8 protein-coding genes are annotated in these 25,426 nt (G+C 40.8%); 3 read left to right on the top strand and 5 right to left on the bottom strand.

Annotated features, from left to right (window positions below):
* Positions 1–268: 268 nt before the first annotated feature.
* Both JP36_RS11745 and JP36_RS04935 read left to right on the top strand, forming a co-directional pair.
* Positions 269–796: a hypothetical protein gene (locus JP36_RS11745; protein ID WP_039172559.1), complete on the top strand. Its 528-nt coding sequence runs from the start codon at positions 269–271 to the stop codon at positions 794–796.
* Positions 685–15,906, top strand: a complete 15,222-nt coding sequence (locus tag JP36_RS04935) for an Ig-like domain-containing protein (RefSeq protein WP_234702150.1) — start codon at positions 685–687, stop codon at positions 15,904–15,906. Before JP36_RS11745 ends, JP36_RS04935 begins: the two co-directional genes overlap by 112 nt.
* Positions 15,907–15,986: 80 nt before the next feature.
* On the opposite strand, the gene hslO is transcribed toward JP36_RS04935, so the two are convergent.
* The 5 genes from hslO to mltF form a co-directional block, all read right to left on the bottom strand.
* The gene (gene hslO, locus JP36_RS04930) at positions 15,987–16,871 is read right to left on the bottom strand and encodes an Hsp33 family molecular chaperone HslO (protein WP_209434474.1); all 885 of its coding nucleotides are present in this window, start codon (positions 16,869–16,871) and stop codon (positions 15,987–15,989) included.
* 60 nt (positions 16,872–16,931) lie between these two features.
* Positions 16,932–18,125 (bottom strand): Na+/H+ antiporter NhaA, encoded by a 1,194-nt coding sequence (gene nhaA / locus JP36_RS04925; protein WP_039172551.1) that lies wholly within the window; start codon positions 18,123–18,125, stop codon positions 16,932–16,934.
* Between the two features lie 90 nt (positions 18,126–18,215).
* Positions 18,216–18,863 (bottom strand): orotate phosphoribosyltransferase, encoded by a 648-nt coding sequence (gene pyrE, locus JP36_RS04920; protein ID WP_039172548.1) that lies wholly within the window; start codon positions 18,861–18,863, stop codon positions 18,216–18,218.
* Positions 18,864–18,881: 18 nt separating this feature from the next.
* A complete protein-coding gene (rph, locus tag JP36_RS04915; RefSeq protein ID WP_039172546.1) occupies positions 18,882–19,601 on the bottom strand; it encodes a ribonuclease PH in 720 nt (239 codons plus the stop codon).
* Positions 19,602–19,647: 46 nt separating this feature from the next.
* Positions 19,648–21,111 carry a membrane-bound lytic murein transglycosylase MltF gene (mltF, locus tag JP36_RS04910; RefSeq protein ID WP_039172543.1) on the bottom strand — a complete coding sequence of 488 codons (1,464 nt, stop codon included), beginning with the start codon at positions 21,109–21,111 and terminating at the stop codon, positions 19,648–19,650.
* 152 nt (positions 21,112–21,263) lie between these two features.
* On the opposite strand from mltF, the gene purL reads away from it, so the two are divergent.
* Positions 21,264–25,172 carry a phosphoribosylformylglycinamidine synthase gene (gene purL, locus JP36_RS04905; RefSeq protein ID WP_039172540.1) on the top strand — a complete coding sequence of 1,303 codons (3,909 nt, stop codon included), beginning with the start codon at positions 21,264–21,266 and terminating at the stop codon, positions 25,170–25,172.
* Positions 25,173–25,426: the final 254 nt, after the last annotated feature.

Genomic DNA, 25,426 nt, shown 5'->3' with positions numbered 1-25,426 from the left:
TGGATACGAATATTTAATAGCTTCTTTAATTCATTATTTCAAAATTATAAATAAAAATAATATTTTGACATCAAAGAAATACAAAATATCATATAAACAACAATTTCTTAAATTTTAAATAAAGTTTAAATTGACTTTACGCTTGCTTTTGATAATATGCGTCGATTTATTGCTTTTCGTTCTTACTTTTATGAGGGTGGCTGTTCATACTTGTTGTTGGAATGAAAGGGAGCTTAGTTAATTCTATAAAGACGTATTGGGAGAAATTATGGGGCTTATCCTCGTTGAGAAAAAATCAGGCAAACGCATTGATTTATCAAAAGTTTTAAAAAATGGTAAATATACGGAATTGGCTGTGCCGGGTGAAGAGTACTATCTCATCGACCGCGCAACCGGCAAAACACCAGAAGATATTAAAGTTACTCGTTCCGGAAATGATCTTATTTTAAAAAGTGAAAAAGAGAATGTAGAAGTTATCATTGATGATTTCTGGGGTAAATGTGATGATGAGCAGCAATGTTTCGCAATTTTTGATGTTGGTGCATCGGAAGGCGTAGATGCCGGACAAGTTATCGTTACACAGGTAGGTAAAGAATTTTCTTCTTTCTCTGAAATTGAAGCGGGAATGACTGGTACTTTAGCAGAAGGTGATAGCTTCCGTCCGTGGCTTTATGGTCTTGCTGGATTAACTGTTCTCGGCTTGGGTGCAGCGGCCGCAGGTGGTTCGGGGGGGGGGGTAGTTCAGCACATTCTGCTCCGTCAGATACCACGCCTCCGTCTCAACCAACAGATGTAGTTATTAAAAATGATGGTAAACAAATTACTGGTAAAGCCGAACCCGGTAGTAAAATTACTATTAAAGATGACCAGGGTAATGTGATTGCGAATGGAAAAGCTGATGAGCAAGGCAATTTTTCAATTGATCTTAACCCACCAAAAAATAACGGCGAAAAAGTAGAAGTTACCGCAACAGATAATGCCGGTAATACGTCAACCCCAACAGATGTAATCGCATCTGATAGCACTCCACCAGCAAAACCAAAAAATCTTGATGTGTCTGATGATGGGACACGTGTCACCGGTACAGCTGAACCAGGTAGCACTGTAACCGTGAAAGATGAAAATGGCAAAGAAATCGGTACAGCAACAGCAGGTGATGATGGTAAATTTGATGTGACTATTAACCCACCAAAAACCAATGGTGAGGAATTAACAGTAGAAGCCAAAGACGAAGCCGGTAACCCTTCACAACCGAATACGGTTAAAGCAGACGACAGCACTCCACCAGCAAAACCAGAAAATCTTGATGTGTCTGATGATGGTACACGTGTCACTGGTACGGCTGAACCAGGTAGCACTGTGACTGTAAAAGATGAGAAAGATAATGTAATCGGTACAGGAAAAGCCAATGAAGAGGATGGTAAATTTGATATTACATTGGATGAACCAAAAACAGCACTAGAAGAGCTTTCAGTAACAGCCACAGATAATGCTAATAATGAATCCAATTCTGAGAAAGTAACAGCTCCTTTAGTTGTTCCGAAGACTAAACCAGATTTTGACTATGCTGTGCCAGTTGCAGGAGTAGATAAATTATACAACGCAAAAGAAGTTGGAACAGACGGTACTATTACTGTTAAAGTGATTCCAAACGCAAACATTGGTGATAGCATTTCTATTACGCGTGATGGTAAAACGGAAGTCTTTAAAATTACTACTGATAACAAAAATGGTATTGAGGTAGAAGTAAAACCGGGTAGTGAGATTTCTGCTTTTATTATAGGAGCAAATGGAGTAGCAGGTGAGATAGCTAGTCAAACTTTGCAGCATGCAGATGTAGATGTGCCAAATGTGAAACCTATAATCACATTTGAAAGTACGGGTACAGATAACATTTACAATATTGAGGAAGTTAAACAAGGCAAGCCAAATACTATTACTGCTACCGTAAAATTCCTAGATGCTCAAGTAGGTGATATTGTTGTTGTCAACGGTCAAGAAACTAGAATTACAACTGAAAACTTAAGATCAGGTGTAGAGGTTGAAGTTGAACCTAATACAGAAGTAAAAGCCTACATTAAAGATGATGCAGGCAATCAAGGTTTTATTAGCACAAGTATTGCTCCAAAAGCAGATTTAGAAAAACCGGATGCACCAATAAAAGTTGATGTGGCGAGTGATAATAGCCCGGCAGATAATGTATTAACACGTAATGAGATCAATAAAAACGGTGAAGTACCTGTTAGAGTTTACTTACCTCAAGGGCTTGAAGAGGGCGATAAACTTATCGTTACACCTTTAACAGAAGATAAAAAAGGTTCTCCGATTGAACATCCACTTACTAAAGCAGAGATAGATCAGGGCTATGCGATTGTTGATGCACCTACTGGTGTTGATGCCTTAGGGCGAGGCAAAGTTTCTTTCACTGCACAACTCATTGATAAAGCAGGAAACTCATCAACTGAAAAAGACTCAGATAATTATGATGTGAAACGTACTTTATTGGGTAAGCCTTCTGTCGAATATCTCGATGATAAAGATAATAATCAAGTTCTATTAGGTGAAGAATTAGTTGGTAATACTACTTCAGTTAAAATTAATCTTCCGTATATTGGTGAAGGCGATAAAGTTTCTATCACTATCAATGGTGAAAAATATTATGTTGATGTAAGTCAGCAAAAAGTAATACACAATGATAAGAGCTTTGTCCTTAAACCTGCTATAGATGATGATGGTTATACTGTTACTATTAATGATATATCTATAGCCGATGGTAGTGTATCAGAGGTTGTAACAAATGTTGTGGTAACTTCGGATAATACTACGTTAAAAGCAGATGGAACAGTTCGTATCGATCGCTCTCAACCGGGTGGTACAACCGATGCCGATAGCGATGGTAAAGGTGATGATAAACCAAAACTTGAAATCCCTGAAGCAGTTAATCCAAGCCTAGAAAAAGACGGCAACATTAATGCCCAAGAGCTTTCTGATGGGGTTGTAGCGAAAGTAACCTTGCCTGAAGGCGTGCAAGCCGGTGATATCATTGTCATTAAAAACAATGGCAATGAACTTTATACCTACACCATTCCTCAAGGCACAACCACAACAAAAGGTAGTGTGATTGAGTTCTCTATTCCTAAAGAGAAACTCTCAAGCGGTGCTTATGAATTAAGCGCTTCGGTGAAAGAACCAGACAGCTATGGCGATAAAGCACGTGAATCCGAAGATTCTAATACCATTGCCTTTAAAGTCGATAAATCTATCCCTGGCGATAGCAACGGTGATGGTGTAGTCAATGGATCGGATGAAAATAGCGGTCAACCGATTGTGACGGTGAAAGATTCCCATACAGACGATGGACAAGATAAACCAGTCGGTAATAAAGACTTAGAAAACGGTATTCAAGTCGAAGTGACTATACCAAAAGGCACAGAAGCGGGTGATACTGTAGAAGTAACAGTTAAAACACCTAATGGTGAAGTTAAAAAGACCGCCAAAGTCGAAGAGGGTGATTTACCCGAAAACGGCGATGGCAAAGTAACTGTCACTGTGCCTACAAAAGACTTACAAGATAATAACGGCAAAGTCCCTGATGGCGACTACAGCGTAACCGCCGTGGTCACTGACCCTGCCGGTAATAGCAGTGCGACTAGTGATGAAACTAAATTTACTGTTGACACCACTGCGCCGGGCGATAGCAATGGCGATGGTAAAGTAGACAGAGATGATAAAAACGGTGGTAAACCTGTCGTGGCTGTCCCAGAAGCGACAGATGCAGATGGCAATACCATCAATGCTGGCGATCTTAAAGATGGTGTTCAAGTGGAAGTCACTCTACCAGGTGGTGTGGCAGCAGGTGATGTTGTCACTTTAGAAGTGAAAACACCGAATAGCAATGATCCTATTAAAGTGACCAAAACCTTGGAATCCGGGGATATCACTGCAGGAAAAGTCACTGTAGATATTCCTAAAGCGGATTTGCCAAAAGATAGCGACGGTAAGGTAGATGGAGCTTACCAAGTCACTGCCACTGTTTCTGATAAAGCGGGGAACACTAGTCTGGTCAGTGATGCGAAAGGCTTTACCATCGACGCCACTGTCCCAGGTGATGTCGATGGTAATGGCGTAGCAGATACCAATGATATCAACGGCAAACCAAGTGTTTCTATTCCTGAAAATGCGGATGGCGGTATTACTGCTAAAGAATTTAATGATGGTGTTCAAGTTCAAGTCACCTTACCAGCAGGTACACAAGAGGGTGATACCATCACCTTGACCGTGACACCAAAAGGCGGTGAAGCCTTTACCGTTATTTCTGCTATTAGCGATAGTGATTTATCGACTGAAACTGCAACTGTGACTATTCCTAAAGATCAATTCCCTGAAACACCAAAAGGGGATTACACCGTCTCAGCACAAATCAAAGATGCTGCTGGTAACCAAAGCCTTCCAAGTGTTAAAAAAACATTTACAGTCTTGGATACTGTGGTTCCAGGCGATACCAATGGTGACGGTGAAGCCGATGCGGATGGTAAACCAAATGTTTCGGTGGTGGATGCCCACACTAGTGACAATCAAGACAAACCAGTCGGTAGCGATGACTTAAAAGACGGTGTTCAGGTCGAAGTCACCTTACCAAAAGGCACAGAAGCGGGTGATACCGTGACAGTGACAATGACAAAACCGGATGGTTCAACCGTTACTGCCACTGGTACAGTAGCAAAGGGTGATTTACCAGGAACAGGTGATGGCAAAGTGATAGTCACTGTGCCTAAAGATCAATTCCCAACTGATGGGAAAGGCAAAATCACCGGGGGAGATTACAAAGTGACCGCAACCGTGAAGGATGCGGATGGTAATACCAGCCAACCGAGTGATAACGCAACATTTAAGGTTGATACCACCGTCCCAGGTGATAGTAATGGCGATGGTGTGGTAAATGAGCAAGATGCTAACGGTGGTAAACCTGTCGTGGCTATCCCAGAAGCGACAGATGCAGATGGTAATACCATCAATGCTGATGATCTTAAAGACGGTGTTCAAGTTAAAGTGACTTTACCAGCAGGAACACAAGAGGGAGATAAAGTTTATCTTACTCTTACTCCAGAGGGTAAAGCTTCTATCGCTATTGAACCTCCATACGAAGTAAAAGCTGAGGATCTTAACGGAGAGCGTACAGTTGACATCACCATTCCTAAAGATACCTTGCCAAAAGACGCTGAAAGCGGAAAAACTCTTGATGGCAACTTTACGGTGACTGCACAAGTTAAAGATGCAGCTGGTAATACTAGCCAACCGAGTGATAAAGCGTCATTTACCGTAGATACCGTTGAAATCAGTGGTAAACCTGGAGTGACTATCCCAGAAATGGATAACAACAGTGTCAATGCGTCTGAGTTTGCAACTGCCCAAGGGGTAGATATTAAGGTAACTCTTCCTGAAGGTACGCAAGCTGGGGATACCCTCACCGTGACTGTATCTGCTGACGGCAAAGCACCAATTACCATCACTAAAAAATTGACAGCAGAAGATTTGAGCACTACAGACGGCTTAACTATCCATATTCCAGCAAGTAAAGAGAGCAATCAAGCCAATAGTTTCCCTGTTAAAGCGGATGGTTCCTATATCGTGGTGGCGAAAGTTAGCGATGGCACAAAAACGGTTGAAAGCACTCCTACTTCATTGGTTATCGATACCACCGTTCCAGGTGATAGCAATGGCGATGGCTTTGCTAATGGTCAAGGGGATGATAATGATGGTAAACCAGTGATTACTATTCCTGAAGCTAAAGATGGTGTTAACGCCTCTGAATTAGATAATGGTGTTCAAGTTAATGTGACCCTACCGAAAGGTACGCAAGTAGGTGATACGGTTACCTTGACCGTGGAACCTGAAAATGGTGATGCGTTTACTGTGCCTTATACCGTTAAAGAAGTCGATGATGTTTCTGGTAAAGGTACCCCAGTATCTATCACTATTCCTAAACAACATAAGGATAAAGACCTAGACGGCGCTTACACCGTAACTGCTGTAGTGACTGATGCTGCCGGCAATAGCAGTGCAACCAGCGATAAAGCGAAATTTACTGTTGATGCGACCGTCCCAGGTGATACTACGGGTGATGGCGTTGCAGATGACGATGGTAAACCAGTCGTGACTATCCCAGAAGCGACAGATGGTGTGAATGCAGACGAGCTTTCAGACGATATTAAAGTTCAAGTCACCTTACCAAAAGGTACGCAAGTAGGCGATACCGTGACCTTGACTGTGAAAGCAGATGACGATACAGAAAAAGAAGTTACTTATACTGTTCAATCAGGTGATGATGTCACTGGTAGCGGTAAACCAGTAGAAATTCCTATTTCTAAAGATGATTTGCCAAAAGGTGCCGACAATTCTGTAGATGGTGCTTACACCGTCACCGCCAAAGTCACGGACCCTGCCGGTAATAGTAGTAAAGACAGCGATCCAGTTAACTTTAAAGTAGATACCACTGTCCCAGGTGATACTACCGGTGATGGTGTTGCGGACGACAAAGATGTTAACAGTGGCAAACCTGTGGTTTCTATTCCTGAAGCTAAAGATGGCGTCAACGCCTCTGAATTAGAGAACGGTGTTCAAGTCAATGTTACCCTACCACAAGGTACGCAAGTAGGCGATACCGTGACCTTGACTGTTACGCCAAAAGAGGGTCAATCGTTTAAAGTGACACATGAAGTCAAATCAAGTGATGATTTGACCGGTACTGACCCTGTCACCATTACTATTCCTAAAGATAACTTGCCAAAAGATGAACAAAGTAAAACCCTTGACGGTGAGTTTACCGTAACCGCCAAAGTCACTGATGCTGCCGGCAATAGCAGTGCAAGTAGCGATGAAGCGACATTTACCGTCGATGCGACTGTTCCAGGCGATACCGATGGTAATGGCAAAGCCGATGACGCAGATGATAATAAAGGCAAACCAACTGTCACCATCCCAGAAGCGACAGAAGCCGATAAGCATATTGTCAATGCAGAAGACTTTAAAGACGGTGTTCAAGTTCAAGTGACCTTACCAAAAGGCACAGAAGCAGGCGATACTGTGACTGTGACCGTGACACCAAAAGAGGGTCAATCATTTGAAGTACCTTATACTGTTAAAGATACAGACGATGTCACAGGTTTAGGATCCGTCACTGTCGATATCCCGACAACAAAATTCCCAAGCAATCCTGATGGCGCTTACACGGTAACCGCCAAAGTGACTGACCCTGCTGGCAATAACAGTGCGACGAGTGATGCGGCAAACTTCACTATTGATATTACTGCTCCAGGTGATACCAACCCTGCTGTATCGGGTGTAGAAGAAGCACCTGAAGTCAGCATTCCAGAAGCTGACAAGGGTGTGAACGACACCGAATGGAATGGTGGTGAAAATCAAGAAGGCGCAGGCATTCAAGTGAAAGTGACCTTACCAAGTGGCACAAAAGCCGGTGATACCGTCACCTTGACCGTGACAAATGCAGACGGTACGACAACGGTATTTACAAGTGAACCTTACAAAGTTAAAGAAAGTGATTTAACAAATGGTGCAACCATTACCATTCCAACCTCCAGCAACTTAACAGATGGAGATTATCACGTTACTGCGTTGGTCACCGATCAAGCCGGTAATGCAGGTAAAGCCAGTGATCCAGCAGACTTTACTCTTGATACTACAGCAACTGGTAAACCAACTATCAAAGGCTTTGTGAGTGATAACAACCCACAAGACAACATTATTACTCGTAATGAAGTGGCAGAAGACGGTAGTGTCCAAGTCAAAGTGACATTACCGGATGATGTGAAAGCAGGCGATGTGCTTTATATCACTCCAATCACTATACCACAAGAAAAGGGGGTAGAGGGTCAACCTGTAGCGGGAGAATCGATTGCGCATACTATTTCTGATGCAGAAGCAAGCAGTAAATCGGCTATTGTTTCTGTGCCAACTGGTGTTGATGCTGAAAAAGAAGGTGTATTATACGTTGTGGCTAATATATTGGATAAAGCTGGAAATAATTCAGAAGTTTCTAATTTCGAGAAAATAACTGTAAAACGTGCTTTAGAAGGTAAGTCAAAAATTGTTTACACCTCAGATGCCGATCAAAATGGTGTCTTAATGGGGGATGAAATCGCTAATAATGTGGTTTCTGTTAAAGTCAATCTCCCAACCGTGAAAGCAGGTGATACTGTTGCAATCACTATCAACGGCGATAGCACTTACTCTGTCGATTTAAGTGGTGATACCAAAGTCATCAAACACGGTGATAAAACTTATACTTTAACTACCGAACAAGTTAATGGCAAAACAGAGTACACCACAACTATTGATGATGTGGTTGTGGATAAAAATGCAACTTCAATTACCTCTAGCATTGTGGTAACACCAACAAGTGGTGAGAAAACAGAAGCCACACAATCTATTCAGATTGATCGTAATCAACCGGGTGGTACAACCGATGCCGATAGTGATGGTAAAGGTGATAATAAACCAATCATTACCATTCCTGAAGCTTCTAATCCAAGCTTAGCAGAAGACGGTAAAATCAATGCCGCTGAGCTTTTCGATGCCGATGGCGTAGTGATCAATGTCACCGTACCAGCAGGCACAGAAGCTGGCGATATCATTGTAATTAAAAACAATGGCAGTGAAATTTATACCTTCACCATCCCAGCAGGCACCGCTATTGATACCGCGATTGCCGTGACCGTGCCTAAAGACAAGTTCGCTGATGGCGAAACTTATAACATCACAGCTTCGGTGAAAGAGCCTTATAGCAAAGGAGCGCGTGAATCCGAAGATTCGGATCAAGTCACATTTACTGTAGATACCACTGTCCCAGGTGATAGCGATGGTGACAATAAACCTGATAATGCTGGTAAACCAGTCGTGACTCTTCCAGACGGTGTAAAAGATGGTGTGAACGTCAAAGAGCTTTCAGACGGAATCAACGTTCAAGTTACGCTACCAAAAGGTACACAAGAGGGTGATACCGTAATCTTGACCGTAAAAGCAGATGACAGTACAGAACAAGAAGTCACTTATACCGTTAAACAGGGTGATGATGTTAATGGTACAACCTCAGTAGAAATTCCTATTACTAAAGATAATTTGCCAAAAGATACAGATAACGCTGTAGATGGCAACTACACCGTCACTGCCAAAGTCACTGACCCTGCCGGTAATAGCAGTAAAGACAGCGATCCAGTTAACTTTAAAGTAGATACCACCGTCCCAGGTGATACTACCGATGATGGTGTTGCGGACGACAAAGATACTAACGGTGGTAAACCTGTGGTGGCTATTCCAGAAGCGACAGAAGCAGACGGCTATACCATCAATGCCAAAGAGCTTGCTGATGGTGTTCAAGTTCAAGTGACCCTACCACAAGGTACGCAAGTAGGCGATACGGTTACCTTGACGGTGAAACCTGAAAATGGTGATCCGTTTACTGTGCCTTATACCGTTAAAGAAGGTGATGATGTTTCTGGTAACGGTACACCAGTATCGGTCACTATTCCTAAACAACATGGGGGTAAAGACCTAGACGGCGCTTACACCGTAACTGCTGTAGTGACTGATGCTGTCGGCAATAGCAGTGCAACCAGCAATGAAGCGAAATTTACTGTTGATGCTACCGTTCCAGGTGACACTAACGATGATGGCGTTGCGGATGATGATGGTAAACCAGTCGTTACGATTCCAGAAAATGCAGATGGTGGCGTGAATGCGACTGAATTTAATGATAACGGTGTTCAAGTCAATGTGACCCTACCGAAAGGTACGCAAGTAGGCGATACTGTGACTGTAACTGTGACAAAAGATGGTCAATCATTTGAAGTACCTTATACTGTTAAAGATACAGACGATGTCACTGGTTCAGGATTCGTCACTGTCGATATCCCGACAGAAAAATTCCCAAGCAATCCTGATGGCGCTTACACCGTCACTGCCAAAGTCACTGACCCTGCCGGTAATAGCAGTAAAGTCAGTGCGTCGGCTGACTTTAAAGTAGATACTACCGTCCCAGGTGATACTACCGGTGATGGTGTTGCGGATGATGATGGTAAACCAGTGATTGAATCAATTCCAGAAGCTACTGAGGCGGATGGTTATAGCATCAATGCGACAGAATTTTCTGACGGTATTGAAGTACAAGTTCGCCTACCACAAGGTACGCAAGCAGGTGATACTGTTACCTTAACGCTTCAACCACAAATAGGGAAAGCTATTACCGTTGACTACAAAGTTCAATCTGGTGATTTAAGTGGTACCGATCCTATCGTTACCATTCCTGTGGAAAAAGAGAAATTCCCAAAACAAGCAGATGGTGAGTACACTGTCACCGCGCAAGTCAAAGATCCAGCCGGCAACAATAGTCTAGTGAGTGAGGGCAAAACCTTTACCATCGATACACAAGCGCCGAATGTAACAGCACCAGAAGCCAAAGAAGACGGTAGTGTGGTGATTACACTTCCTGATGATGCGGATAAAGTAACTGTTACCGTACAACCTGAGGGTGAAACCAAGCCACGTGATATTACCTTAACTAAAGGTGATGATGGCAGTTGGACTTCTAGCGATCCTGCTGTAGTGCCTAATGTACCTAATGGTTCAACCACAACCACTATTCCAAATGATAAAGTAACAGATGGTTCAGAAGTAACTGTGTCTGCCCAAGACAAAGCTGGTAATAGTCATTCAGCAAGTGTTGATGCGGTAGATGTAAATGATGCACCTGTATTGACTATTAAACCAGAGGATATAGTGGAAACAGGTTTTACTAAAGGTCAGGCAACAGCAGGCAAACTAATTGCGACAGTAACAGCAACGGATCCAGATAAAGGTGATACCGTAACTATTCAATTGTTAAACAACGATGGTTATTTTGTGCTTGATAGTGGAACAGGAGAAATTAGTTTAACTGAGAAAGGGGCTACTTTTGTTAATGAAGGCAATAACTTACCAAGTATTCAAGTTCAAGCAATTGATAATGGATATCTTGCTAGTGAAGCAAAAACAGTAAATATTGCTGATACTATAGATACAAGTAACACCTTAAAAATTAATTCAAATGATGGTGAATCTGTAACAGGTACTACTGATCCGCTTAGCACGGTGGAAATTCGTAATGCGAATAATGAAGTAGTTGGTCGTGGAACAGCTGGTAGCGATGGTCAGTTTACTATTACATTAACACACGAAGAGGTAGTGAGTTTAGGAACTGAAAAGGCTAACCAAGATATTCAAGCCGATCATAATGGTGATGGTGAGCCTGAAACTTATCATACAGATGAGGAAGGTAATTATCGTTATACTGTTGATTCGCCAATTAAAACTGGGGAAACGTTAACAGTAACATCTACTAATAGTTATGATAATCGTGCGACTGAGCAAAGTCCAACGCCGGATAAAATAGCACCTAGTGCACCGGTAATTGAGATTAATGAGCAAGGAACGGTTATTAGTGGAATTGCCGAGCCAGGTAGCACTATTGTGTTGCAGGTGACAAGTAAAGATGGTCAAACCACGCAAGTTACAACAGATAAAAACGATAAACCGATCATTGCTAATGAAAAAGGTGAATTTATAATCGAATTAAAAGATCCATTAATCGATAAACAATCTATTACAGCAACGGCTGAGGATAAAGCTCATAATACTTCTCCATCATCAGATTCAATTACTGCACCTTATTTCAATAATGAGTTGGAGGATGTAGAGATTGGCTTACGAAATGATACTGGTATATCTAATAGTGACAACATTACCAATGATGGTGGCTTAAAACTTGTGGGTGATGATAGTGCGATGATTACTAAAGTGGAATACAAAGATGCTGAGGGTAATTATCAAACTGTGCCTTATGTTGAAGGTGTTTATATTTTACCTGAAGGTGAATATGCAGCGGGAACAATTCGCATTACTCAACAAGATAAAGACGGTGCAATTAAATACAGCACTAATGCTAAAAAATTCGTGATTGATACCACAGCACCTGATGCCGCAACAGCAGTTAATGATCAGAATGGTAATGTTACCATTACCCTTCCACATAATGCACCTCAAGGTGATTATGTAGAAGTAATGGTAGGTAATAAGAAGGTAACCTTAACCAGTGATGGTAATAATGGTTGGGAAAGTGACAATACTAAACTTGTACCAACACCGAGAGATAATGAAGTTACTATACTACATACTGTTGCACCATCAGGTACAGGCGTGTCGGTACAATCCTTTGATATTGCAGGTAATAAAGCGGATAAAGATAGCGATAATACCTTGATAGATCGTACTAAAATTACTGTGGCTTTGGAACATCCAGAGGTTAATAGTAACTTAATGAATGATACCGATACGACAATGGTGCTTAATACTGCTGAATTAGAGGCTAGCGGCTCTCCATCAAATGTAACGGTAAAAATTTATTTACCAGATTCTGCTCAAGTAGGTGATTATGTTGAGTTTCCTTTTGGCTCTTCAACTCTGAAAGCACAAGTTAAGCAAACTGATATTAAGAATGGATATTTTGAGGTACGAGCAGGTGTTCCAATGAATTTTGCACTTGTCCAAGGAGAGAATCAATATAAGGTGAAATTGTATCAATCAGATAAAACTACTGTTAAGTCTGAATCTGAGCCGTTGTTGATTGATGTGGATAAACTTACTCCGGATACGCCAGTAGTGACATCCGAAACGGGAGGCAAGGTTAGTATTACTCTACCGACTGGAGGACGCAGTAACTTTGATCCTTCCACAAGTATTGGAACTCAAGCTGAAGTAGGTGATTGGGTTATTATTACCGCAGGTGATCAAAGCGTTAAATTAATCAAAACCGCTGATGATGGCTGGTCTAAACCTGACGGTGCAAATTGGATTACGATTAATGGCAATACAGCAACCATTCCAACTAATATTGAGAAGTTCCCGTATGGTACAACAGTAACTGCACAAGCCTTTGATAAAGCAGGCAATCAATCTGAACAAGGTGTTGGACACGTTGTGAAAGATCCATTGAAATTTACTAATTTTAAAGTGAATAATCAGGATTTGGATACCACTACACCAAATATAGTAGATACTAATCAAAAGGCAATTTACTATAAGGCAACAGTGGAAGGGCAAGAAGCCGAAGAAGCGATAATTCGAGTGCGCTTAATGAAGGGGAATCAACAAGTTGAGGTGCATTATCTCGATATTTCGTCTGATTCCAAAACATATACAGGGGTGTTTAATAATCTCAGTGCAGATTATGAGCAATACAAAGTCATTGCAGATATTGTACATCAGGATAAGAGCACAGGATTTAATGATGCTAATTTACCGGAAAGAAGTGTGGATGTTATTGTGGATAATGTTGTTCCACAGTTGGCTCTCTCTAAGATTAAATCAGATGTTTCTGATGGCCCTAACAGGAAGCCAAATAGTGTAACGATAGTCGCAACCGATGGTTCTCACACTCTGAAAGATGGAAATAATACGGTTTCAGATGCAGCAGAAATGACGATGAAACTAGATTTCGGTAATGCACAGAGTGATAAACAACGCATTATTACAGATAAATTAGGTAATAAAGTTGTTGTGTATAATCCAAAATTAGACTGGATGATGCGTAAAGATGACGATGATGATACATCAAGAAATGAATATCATAATGATCATGCTCAAGGTTGGGGATTTGATACCAAAACTGCTGTAATGTATAACCAAGATAAAGCGTTATTTTATAAGTGGAATGGGGATAATGAAGCAGCTGATATTATTGTTTCAGGTATGTCACGAACTGATGAGTGGTGGAGCTATTATAATCGTAGAGGATGGATTGGTGCAGAGAATTCAGGTAGTTCGACAAGCTTAACTAATAAAACGATGACCCAATTTATTATGGATACATTAGGCGGTGGAAATGACTACATTTCTGCACCAGCAATTGCCGGTAATGTTGTGATTAGAACCAATGATGGTGATGATATGATTACGACAATGAACCTACAAGGTCGATATGATTATTATATCGGATTAGGGTATTCACGCCCTAATGTTGATGGTAGTAACCAAATCTATATGGGTGATGGTAATGATACTTTTGAAGTTACCGGCACTGCAAAAGACACAGAGGACCCAAATAAAGCAGGAGCTGTAAGAGATGAGATGAAATATGCTTCACTCTATGCAACGAATGCCAAAATAGATATGGGTGCTGGTAATGATAAAGTATCCATTAAATGGAATGTGTTCACCGGCTCGCAACAAGAGTCAGGTAATTACTTTAACCTTGGCGAGGGTGATGACACAATGACTGTGGGTGGAAATGTTTTGGGGCAATTGCGTGAAACCTCTTATGAAGGCTCTACGATTATTAATTTAGGTTCAGGAAATGATACCTTATCCTTAGCAAAAATAGAGCGAGAGTCAAATTATTCATCACCATTGGCGTTAATTACTTCTAAAGAGAGTGCAGATGTTACTATTGGAAATGTTCAAGATGCTCAGTTGTCTATGATGATGGGTGATGGTGAAGATAATGTCACGATTAAAACCAACCTCATTCTTTCCGGTAAAAAGTCGGATTGGATTAGTCAGGTATTCTTACACAATGATGAGTATGCACGACAAGGTATAGAACGTTACAAAAATTTCTATGATCAAGCATTGAAAGATCAAATTAATTCAAGCTTAGTGCGTGCAATTGATTTGATAGCGACAGATAGCCAAGATAGAAGTGCGACAGGTGGTAGAGACGTGGTTGGCGCAGATAGAGTTGCTACCTCAACAAGTGAACGCATAACTGAAATTATTGATGTGTTAGATCTTGGTGATGGACAGAACACATTATCGGTAACAGGTAAAATGTTCGGCGTTAATTACTTTGGTGGCAAAGATGTGGATACCATTCGGTCAGGTGTCACTGAAAATAGCCGTTTCTGGTTAGGTTTGGGAGAGGATAGCGTTGTGCTTGCTCAAATGGCGAACTCTGCAATTTATGCCGGTGCTGGTGAAGATAAAATTACCGTTGGTGGCATAGCGAAACAAGAAGGACGCGGTAGTATTATTAGTGCAGAAGATGGTAATGACACCATTATTATTAATAAGTTAAATTCATCGGTAGCGTTGGAAGCCGATAATTCTCGGATTTCTGGTGGTAAAGGCGATGATACTATTACGATCAATGGAGATTTATTCGGTACTGGTAACCAAATATTGGGCGAAGCGGGTAATGATACTATTACAATTAATGGCAATATTCGTGGATCTAATAATTTGATCGATGGTGGAGCAGGTAACGATACCATTACTCTCAATGGTGAGGTTCTGAAAGACCTAGGTGGAGTATTCACAATTCAAGGTGGTGACGGCAATGATACTATTTCTGTAGGTAATATTAGTACAGAAAATGCGGTGAGTATTTTAGCTGGATCCGGCAGTGATACTGTTACTATTAAGAATGTTAAAGGTGATAACAAAAGCCTTATTGACTTAGGGGAAGATGGAAATAAGACAGATTACGACATTTTGACTTTAAACAGTTCGTCATCTGATACCTATAATAACCAATTTAGTATTGGAGGTACGCCTTCAAATCACACTCAAATTTGGGGAGCAGAAGAAATTCGGTTTGCTGGTACGGGTGTAACTGTGAAAATTGTAAGCGGTAATCTTGTTAATAATAACACCGGACTGCCTCCAGCTGGACAAGATGAGTTGTTTATCCGTAATGATGGCGGAGATGCGACGAATAAAGTTGTGCTTTCAGGTTGGACGAAGAGCCACACAGAAGAACATAGTTTTAATGGTGTGTCTTATCAAAATGTTGATGTATATAAACATTCATCAAGTGAAGATATTTTATATATCCAACAAGGTGTGAAAGTAATTATCTAATTGCTTGTTATTTAATTAAAACCCTTTATGCCGAGAGGCATAAAGGGTTTGTTTTTGTATCAATGAAAGTAGTAGCTGTATTAGTGGAGACTTTGCTCTTTTAGTTTTCTGACCATTTCTTCAGTAAAGATATAATGAGTACCACAACATTCACATTGCATATCTAAAGTTGGTTTTTCTGCAAAAATTTCACTGATTTCTTCATCAGAAAGTAAAGCAATTGCTGCTCCAGAACGTTCTTGCGAACAACCGCAGAAAAACTCTGTATGATGTGGTGGATAAATTTCAACAGTTTCTTCGTGATATAGACGATAAAGCAACTCTTCTGCGCTTAAACCAAATAATTCTTCATCTTTTACTGTTGCTGTTAATGTTGCTAAATGTTCAAAATCATCTGGTGAACCTTGTCCATCTGGCATAATTTGTAATAACATTCCGGCGGCAACAGCTTCGCCTTGATATTCACCGAAGCGGATAAATAATTGCGTTTGTAATTGTTCGGAACGGATGAAATAGTCTTCTAAGCATTCAGTAATGGTTGGTTTATCTAATGCAATAACACCTTGGTAACGTTCACCTTCTTCCGGAATAATGGAGATAACTAAAACGCCTTTACCCACCATCTCACTTAAGCTCATTTCATTGCTAATTTCACCCTGTAAGCGTGCTAATGCACGTAACTGTTGTTGATCGTTGCCGTTCACTAAAGCAAGTTTTAATGGCCCATCGCCTTGAATTTGTACGGTAATATTGCCTTTAAATTTTAAGGTGGCGGTTAATAAGCTGGTGGCAACCAATAATTCGCCCAATAAATTTTGCACCGGAGTCGGGTAGTGGTGTGTGTTCAGTGTTTCAGTGAAAGTTTTGTTTAAACGCACCCATTCGCCACGAACGGCACGGTTTTTAAAAAGAAAACGGTAAAGTTTGTCGTTGTCCTGTTTATATAAATCTGTCATATCTGTCATAAATCTACCTCAAAAATAATTTCACCCCTATATAGGGGTGAAATTATTGTTTACAAGCGTTTAATTGGATGAAATAGCTTGGTTATTTTTCGTCACTTGTTTAAGTACTAAAAAGCCGAGAATAGCTGAGAGTGATGAGGCGGCTAAAATGCCGATACGCGCTAAAATATTGAGCTGATGCGATTCTTGTTCAAATGCCAAACCGGAAAGGAACATTGCCATTGTAAAGCCGATACCACACAATAGCGATACGGCAAAAATATGGCGGAAATTAATCCCTTCGGGCAATTTGGTTAGTTTTAATTTTATTGAAAGGTAACTGATACCGAAAATACCGAGTGGTTTGCCGATAAATAAACCGAGCATCACTGCGAACGGCAGCGGCGACATTAAGGTTTGCCAATCCACGCCTTGGAAAGAGATACCGGCATTGGCAAAAGCGAATAACGGCAAAATCATAAAAGTTACCCAAGGTTGCAAGCTGTGTTCCAGACGGTGTAATAGGTGATCACCATTTTTAGCCTGTAGTGGAATAGAAAAGCCGATAATTACGCCGGCAAGTGTAGCGTGAACGCCCGATTTCAACACGCAAACCCAAAGAATAGTGCCGACAATGCCATAAGGAATTAATGAACTCACTTTAGCACGATTGAGCAAAATTAGACCAATAATGGAAATGCTAGCACCAATTAAAGCAACTGTCCCTAAATCGTGGGAAAAAAAGAGGGCAATAACAATAATTGCACCAAGATCGTCAATAATTGCTAATGCTAATAGAAAGACTTTTAATGATGTAGGAACATTTTTACCAACTAAAGCCATAATACCGAGTGCAAATGCAATATCGGTTGCCATTGGAATTGCCCACCCTTTTGTTAATTCGGGATGAGTCAGCGTGGCAGTATAAAATAGCAGCGCAGGTACAATCATTCCACCTAAAGCAGCAATAGCAGGGAAAATAGCAGTTTTAATATTTGATAGTGAACCTGTTAATAACTCTTTTTTTACTTCTAAACCGATAGACAGAAAAAAGATTGCCATTAAGCCATCATTAATCCAAAGTAATAGCGGTTTATGTAATTGAAATTGACCGAATTGAAAAGCAACAGTAGTATTCAACAAGCCCTGATAGCAATCAGTCATAAACGGCAAGTTAGCACAAAAGATGGCGAGAAATGTTGCTATTAATAATAAAATACCGCCAGCAGGTTCACTCTGAAAAAAGTGTTGGATTCGTTGAGACAGTTTTTGCATTTACACTCCCTTTGAAAATAGAAAAATAAAAAGAAATTAAATCTTAAAGAAAAAGGTTTCTGCCCGTAGCTATCTCGGGCAGAAAGAGAATTATAAATTAATGCCATATTGTTGGCGATAAGCCAACATTTTCGGTAAAAACTCAGAATATTGTTCGGATTGTTGTAAATAGGTAAGCAAATGTTCAAGTGTAATAATAGAACTGACATGGCAGTGGTAATCACGTTCTACTTCTTGAATAGCGGATAGATCACTTTTGCCTTTTTCTTGCCTATCTAATGCTATCATTACACCTGCTAATGTCGCTTGATTTGCTTCGATTAATTGCATTGATTCACGGATTGCAGTGCCGGCAGTGATAACATCGTCAATTAATAATATTTTTCCTTGCAATGGGCTACCGATTAAATTACCGCCTTCGCCGTGATCTTTCGCTTCTTTGCGATTAAAACAAACCGGTTTGTTTAAGCCGAATTGGTGATAAATTGCTGTTGCTGTTGCAGTAGCAATCGGAATGCCTTTATAGGCGGGTCCAAAAATCACATCATAATCAAGCTGTTGCGCATAAATAGCCTGTGCATAAAATTCGCCGAGTTTAGCTAAATCTTCTCCGGTATTGAATAATCCAGCATTAAAAAAATAGGGGCTGATACGCCCAGATTTAAGGGTAAATTCGCCAAATCTTAGCACGTTACGGCTGAGAGCGAACTCAATGAATTGTTGTTGATACTGTTGCATATTTCTTCCTTAAGCGTGTTACTCTGTTTGTAGTGCCATTTTTTGTGCTTGATTAATTTGTGCGATTCCTTGTTTAGCTAAATCAAGTAAAGATAATAATTCATCGTGACTGAATGGCTCTCCTTCGGCTGTTCCTTGTATCTCAATCATTCTACCGTCGTCTGTCATCACCACATTCATATCAGTTTCTGCATTGGAATCTTCAACATATTCGAGATCGCATAACTGTTGTTGATCAACAATACCGACTGACACCGCCGCAACCAGATTTTTGATTGGATTTTGGTTGATTAAACCTTTCTCCAATAAGGTTTGGATCGCATCGTGTAGTGCAATCGCTGAACCGCTGATCGCTGCGGTGCGTGTACCGCCGTCCGCCTGAATGACATCACAATCGAGAGTAATGGTGCGTTCTCCAAGTAGGGTGAGATCGACCATTGCACGTAAAGAACGACCGATCAAGCGTTGAATTTCCATCGTGCGTCCACTCTGTTTGCCCTTTGTTGCTTCTCGTTGGGTTCTAACATTGGTAGCACGCGGCAACATTCCGTATTCGGCGGTAATCCAACCTTGGTTTTGCCCTTTTAGAAAACGAGGGACAGTTTCTTCAACGGTAGCGTTACAAAGCACTTTTGTGTCTCCGAATTCGATTAATACTGAACCTTCAGCGTGTTTGGTGTAATGACGAGTGATTTTGATAGGGCGCATTGCGTGATTATCACGATTATTCGGGCGCATAATAATTCTCCGATTATCTAAAAATAATTGGAGATTTTAGCATAATTTATAAGGACGTTGGGGTGGACATACTTGGATTTATGGGTGTTTGATCAAGATTTTCTTCTGCTTCTTCATTGTTTTCGTTCTCTTGAGATTGTTGTTGTAAGCGGTAGTAATTAATAATACTGTTATGATAACGGCGAATATTTTCAACGTATTGATAGGCCTCGTAACCACGGGCATAACCGAATTTCAATTTGCTATAATATTTTTTATCCGCCAATAATGGTAAATTGTTTTTCACATCTAGCCAATTATTGGGATCACCGCCGAGAGATTCGGTTAAGCGACGTACATCTAGTAAATGCCCTAATCCTAAATTGTAGGCAACCAATGCGAACCAAATTTTATCCTCTTCGGCAATGGTTTCCGGCATTTTTGTTAGTAATAACTGTAAATATTCCGAGCCGGCTTTAATGCTCTGTTCCGGATTATTGCGATCCTCAATCTGCATTCGAGCAGCAGTTTCTTTGGTCAACATCATAATACCGCGAACGCCAGTTGGTGAGGTGGCATTGGCATCCCAATGCGATTCCTGATAAGCGATGGCTGCCAGTAATTTCCAATCAAGCGGATTAGCATAACGTTGAAACAGTTCCAAATAATTCGGCAATGTGTTTTCGATCGCTTGGATGTAAGTTCGGGCATCAACATAATCAAAGCGAGAAAGATGACTAAAATATTTTTCCTCAATGCGTGAAATTAGCCCCGATTCTTTCGCCTGGTTCATAAAATCAAGTAGCGCAGCCTGTAATTCATTGTAAGGATTATGTGGCAAATACCAGTTTACAGAGGTTTCTTCACTTAAATCGAAACCGACCGCAATTGTTGGTTTCACTTGCTGAATGGAGGCAATATCCATTGAACTGGCGATAGTGTAATCTGCTTTACCATCAGCTACAGCCAATAATGTTTCTTCAATAGATAGAGCATTGTTTGTTTGCCATTCCAATCGAGGATATTGCTGTTTTAGTTGTTGTAATTTCTCTTGTAGATTGCGGTCATTGGCAATGAGTAATTTGCCTTTTAATTGGTTGAGATCGTAAGGTCGAGTTGTATTTTTTCGATAAACAAGTTGCCAAGAAGAGGAATAATAGCTTGGCCCGATTTGAAAATATTCCGCTTTTTCTGGTTGATACATTAAATTTGCAGCGGCAAGATCAATTTCATTATTTTCTAAAGCATCAAATAGTTTTTCAGAAGAATCGAAAGTTTTAATATTGAGTTCAACATTTAAATAATCAGCAAAGGCTTTTGTTAATTCATATTCTAAACCGGCAGCACCGTTAGGACTGATGAAATATGAAAATGCATTATTAATGGTACCAACTACTAATTGTTCTCTTTTTTGTATGGAGGTAAATAAATTATCTTCTGAACGCATAATTTTTTGCCACGGAAAAACCATATCAATTGCCCAAAGCAATAGAAGTACAGCTAAAAAAATGCGTAAAGACAAACCTTTCAATGAAACCTCAAGCTTAAATTTGCAAAATGCGCATTGTATAAGATCTAATCGCTAAGTACAAATAAGAGTTTACGCAAACGTTTCCGTTTAAATGTAAGTTTAGGTATAATAAACAGCGATTTTTCATTTTCTAAATTTTAGGTGATATTGCTATGATGCTGATTTTCCGTGGGGCGGCAGCCCTTTCTGATTTCCGAGTTTCTCGCCTTTCCTCACAACTTGCTGAACAACAGATTTCACTTCAAAGTTGTCAAACATATTATCTCTATTTTGTTGAGGTATCTGAGAGATTATCGGCACAACAGATTGAACAACTAAACCGGTTATTTGAAGCAAATGCTGTAATGTCATTTCCGGCAGTGTCAGAAAAAGAGAATTTTTTGTGCGGACAGATTGTTATTCCTCGCTTCGGTACAATTTCACCTTGGTCGTCAAAAGCAACCGATATTATTCATAATTGTGGCTTAAGCATTGTGGTGCGTGCAGAACGTGGCATTTTATATGATTGCCGATTTGCTACACCATTAAATGATGTTCAACAAGCAGTTTTTGCGAAATTGATTCACGACAGAATGATGGAAGATGTAGTTTTTGATTTTTCTCAATTACCACAATTGTTTGCACAACAAGAGCCAAAACCGTTTAAAACTATTGATATATTAGGTGGTGGCAGAGCAGCATTGGAGCGAGCTAACGTGGAGTTGGGGTTAGCGTTGGCAAACGATGAAATGGATTATTTATTGGAACAGTTTGCATTATTAAAACGTAATCCGACAGATGTTGAACTTTATATGTTTGCACAGGCGAATTCTGAGCATTGTCGCCACAAAATTTTTAATGCAGATTGGACAATTGACGGTAAAGCACAACCGAAATCACTGTTTAAAATGATCAAAAATACTTACGAAAAAACACCGGATTATGTGTTCTCTGCATATAAAGATAATGCAGCGGTAATGGAAGGTTCGGTTGCAGGTCGTTTTTTCCCAGATCAGGACGGCACTTATCGTTACCATAATGAATCGATGCCCATTTTGATGAAAGTAGAAACACATAATCACCCTACAGCTATTTCACCATTTCCAGGCGCAGCAACCGGTTCAGGCGGAGAAATACGCGATGAGGGGGCGACAGGGCGTGGTTCTAAACCAAAAGCTGGTTTAGTCGGTTTTTCCGTTTCTAATCTATGTATTCCAAATTATCAACAACCTTGGGAAGGGACTTTATCTAAACCCGATCGTATTGCTTCTGCACTGGATATTATGATTGATGGGCCACTTGGTGGAGCTGCATTTAATAATGAATTTGGTCGCCCGTCTTTATTAGGTTATTTCCGTACTTATGAACAAAAAGTGAATAGTTTTAACGGTGAAGAAGTGCGTGGTTACCATAAGCCGATTATGCTTGCCGGCGGTATGGGTAATATTCGTGAAGACCATATCCAAAAAGGCGAAATTCCGGTTGGCGCAAAATTAGTGGTGCTTGGTGGGCCGGCAATGAATATTGGCTTGGGCGGCGGTGCAGCTTCTTCGATGACATCAGGTAAATCAGCAGAGAATTTGGATTTTGCTTCTGTTCAACGTGATAATCCGGAAATGGAGCGCCGTTGTCAGGAAGTGATTGACCGTTGTTGGCAAATGGGAGCGGATAACCCGATTCTGTTTATTCACGATGTTGGGGCAGGCGGTTTATCTAATGCGATGCCGGAATTAGTGAATGATGGTGGCCGCGGAGGTCGTTTTGAATTACGTAAAATTTTAAGTGATGAGCGCAATATGAGTCCGTTGGAAATTTGGTGTAATGAATCGCAAGAACGTTATGTTTTAGCGGTCAGTGCAGAAAAATTGCCATTATTTGAACAGCTTTGCCAACGTGAACGTGCACCGTATGCTGTAATTGGCGAAGCGACAGAAGAAAAACAGCTAACATTACACGATAATTATTTTGCTAATCAGCCTATTGATTTACCTATGAATGTGTTGTTAGGTAAAGCACCAAAAATGCAACGTAATGAAGTATCTAAACAGGTTAATTCACAACCATTGCAAACCAACAAAATTGATTTAACCGAAGCGTTACATCGTGTATTGCGGTTGCCGGTGGTGGCAGAAAAAACATTCTTAATCACTATCGGCGACCGTTCAGTAACTGGAATGGTGGCCCGTGATCAGATGGTTGGTCCGTGGCAGATTCCGGTTGCTGACTATGGTATGACAACCAGCAGTTTCGACAGTTATCACGGTGAAGCAATGTCAATGGGTGAACGTGCGCCAGTGGCATTATTGGATTTTGCTGCATCTGCACGTCTTGCAGTAGCGGAAGCGATTACAAATTTAGCCGCAGTTAATATCGGTGATTTGAAACGAGTGAAACTTTCTGCGAACTGGATGGCGGCAGCAGATCATCCGGGTGAAGGTGCTGGTTTATATCAAGCGGTTAAAGCCATTGGGGAAGAGCTTTGTCCAGCATTAGGCTTAACCATTCCGGTCGGAAAAGACTCAATGTCAATGAAGACAACTTGGCAGGAAAACGGTGAGCAAAAAACGGTAACCGCACCACTATCATTGGTGATTAGTGCATTTTCTCGTGTGGAAGATGTGCGTAAAGCGGTTACTCCTCAATTAAGAACGGATAAAGGGGAAAGTGAGCTGATTTTTATTGATCTTGGTGAAGGGAAAAATCGTTTAGGTGCGACCGCTTTAGCACAAGTATATCAACAACTTGGCGATAAACCGGCTGATGTGGAAAATCCACAACGATTAAAAGCTTTCTTTGATGCAATGCAACAGTTGGTGCAACAGCAAAAATTATTAGCGTATCACGATCGTTCCGATGGTGGATTAATTGTGACTTTAGCAGAAATGGCATTTGCTGGTAATTGTGGCGTTGATGTTAATCTTCAGTCATTAGGTCAAGATAATCTTGCTGTGTTGTTCAACGAAGAATTGGGTGCGGTATTGCAGATTCGTCAACAGGATCATCAAGAAGTATTTGATATTTTATCGAAATATCAATTGGATGACGTGGCAACTGTATTAGGTTCGGTCAATAATGAAAATGCTATTGTAGTGAGAAATGGCGAACAGGTAGTATTGCAGCAAGCTCGTTCTGAATTACGCCAAATTTGGGGTGAGCTAACCTGGCAAATGCAACGCCTACGCGATAATCCGGCGTGTGCGGATCAGGAATATCAAGCAAAAGCGGATGCCGATAATCCGGGCTTATCCGCCAAATTAAGTTACAACCCGGATGAAGATGTTGCTGCACCTTATATCGCCGTTGGAATAAGACCAAAAATTGCGATTTTACGTGAACAAGGTGTTAATAGCCACGTGGAAATGGCAGCAGCATTTGATCGTGCCGGTTTCCAAGCGATTGATGTTCATATGAGCGACTTGATTGAAGGTCGCCATAACTTGGTACAATTCAATGCTTTGGTCGCTTGTGGTGGTTTTTCTTACGGTGATGTGTTGGGTGCAGGCGGTGGATGGGCAAAATCTATTTTGTTCCATAATAATTTACGTGAACAGTTTGTCCGCTTCTTTGCGGATCAGAATAAAATTGCATTAGGTGTTTGTAACGGATGCCAAATGATTTCTCACCTTAAAGAGATTATCCCTGGCGCAGATTTGTGGCCGAAGTTTGTACGAAACCGCTCTGAACGATTTGAAGCGCGTGTAGGATTGGTCGAAATTAAAGAGAATAATTCATTATGGTTTTCAGGAATGGCAGGATCACATATGCCGATTGCAGTTTCTCACGGTGAAGGGCGTGCCGAATTTGTTTCAGATGAACAGATCAGTGCATTGCAACAACAAGGACAGATAATTGCACAATATGTGGATAATTATTTGAATCCGGCGGAACACTATCCTGCAAATCCGAACGGTTCACCACTTGGAATTACAGCTATAAGCAATGTTGATGGACGTATTGCAATTATGATGCCGCATCCAGAACGAGTATTCCGTTCTGTAACAAACTCTTGGTATCCGGATGATTGGAGTGAAGACGGTGCGTGGATGAGATTATTCCGCAATGCAAGAGTGGCATTAAAATAGCCGTAAAGTCTGTATTTTAATCGTTTCGCTGAAAAAATCAGCGAACGATTAAAAAAATCAAAAATAGGGTTGCAAGGCATAAAAAAATCCCTATAATGCCGCCTCACGCAACAAGAGAGGATAAACATTGGCTCAAAAGCGAAGAGAATATCCCAGAAAGTGAAAAAAAGCTTGAAAAAGTCTTGTTGACAATAAAGGTCAAGAAACGTAGTATAGACGACCTTGTCGCAATAATGCGACCTGTTCTTTAAAAA

Source organism: Gallibacterium genomosp. 1 (assembly GCF_000771875.1).
Taxonomy (GTDB): Bacteria; Pseudomonadota; Gammaproteobacteria; order Enterobacterales; family Pasteurellaceae; genus Gallibacterium.
Note: the sequence above shows the minus strand (reverse complement) of the source record. Positions and strands in the feature narration are given on the sequence as shown.

Coding starts and splice junctions, on each gene's coding strand:
- nhaA (WP_039172551.1), bottom strand. CDS start 18,125: ATGCAAAAACTGTCTCAACGAATCCAACACTTTTTTCAGAGTGAACCT.
- rph (WP_039172546.1), bottom strand. CDS start 19,601: ATGCGCCCGAATAATCGTGATAATCACGCAATGCGCCCTATCAAAATC.
- JP36_RS11745 (WP_039172559.1), top strand. CDS start 269: ATGGGGCTTATCCTCGTTGAGAAAAAATCAGGCAAACGCATTGATTTA.
- pyrE (WP_039172548.1), bottom strand. CDS start 18,863: ATGCAACAGTATCAACAACAATTCATTGAGTTCGCTCTCAGCCGTAAC.
- hslO (WP_209434474.1), bottom strand. CDS start 16,871: ATGACAGATATGACAGATTTATATAAACAGGACAACGACAAACTTTAC.
- purL (WP_039172540.1), top strand. CDS start 21,264: ATGATGCTGATTTTCCGTGGGGCGGCAGCCCTTTCTGATTTCCGAGTT.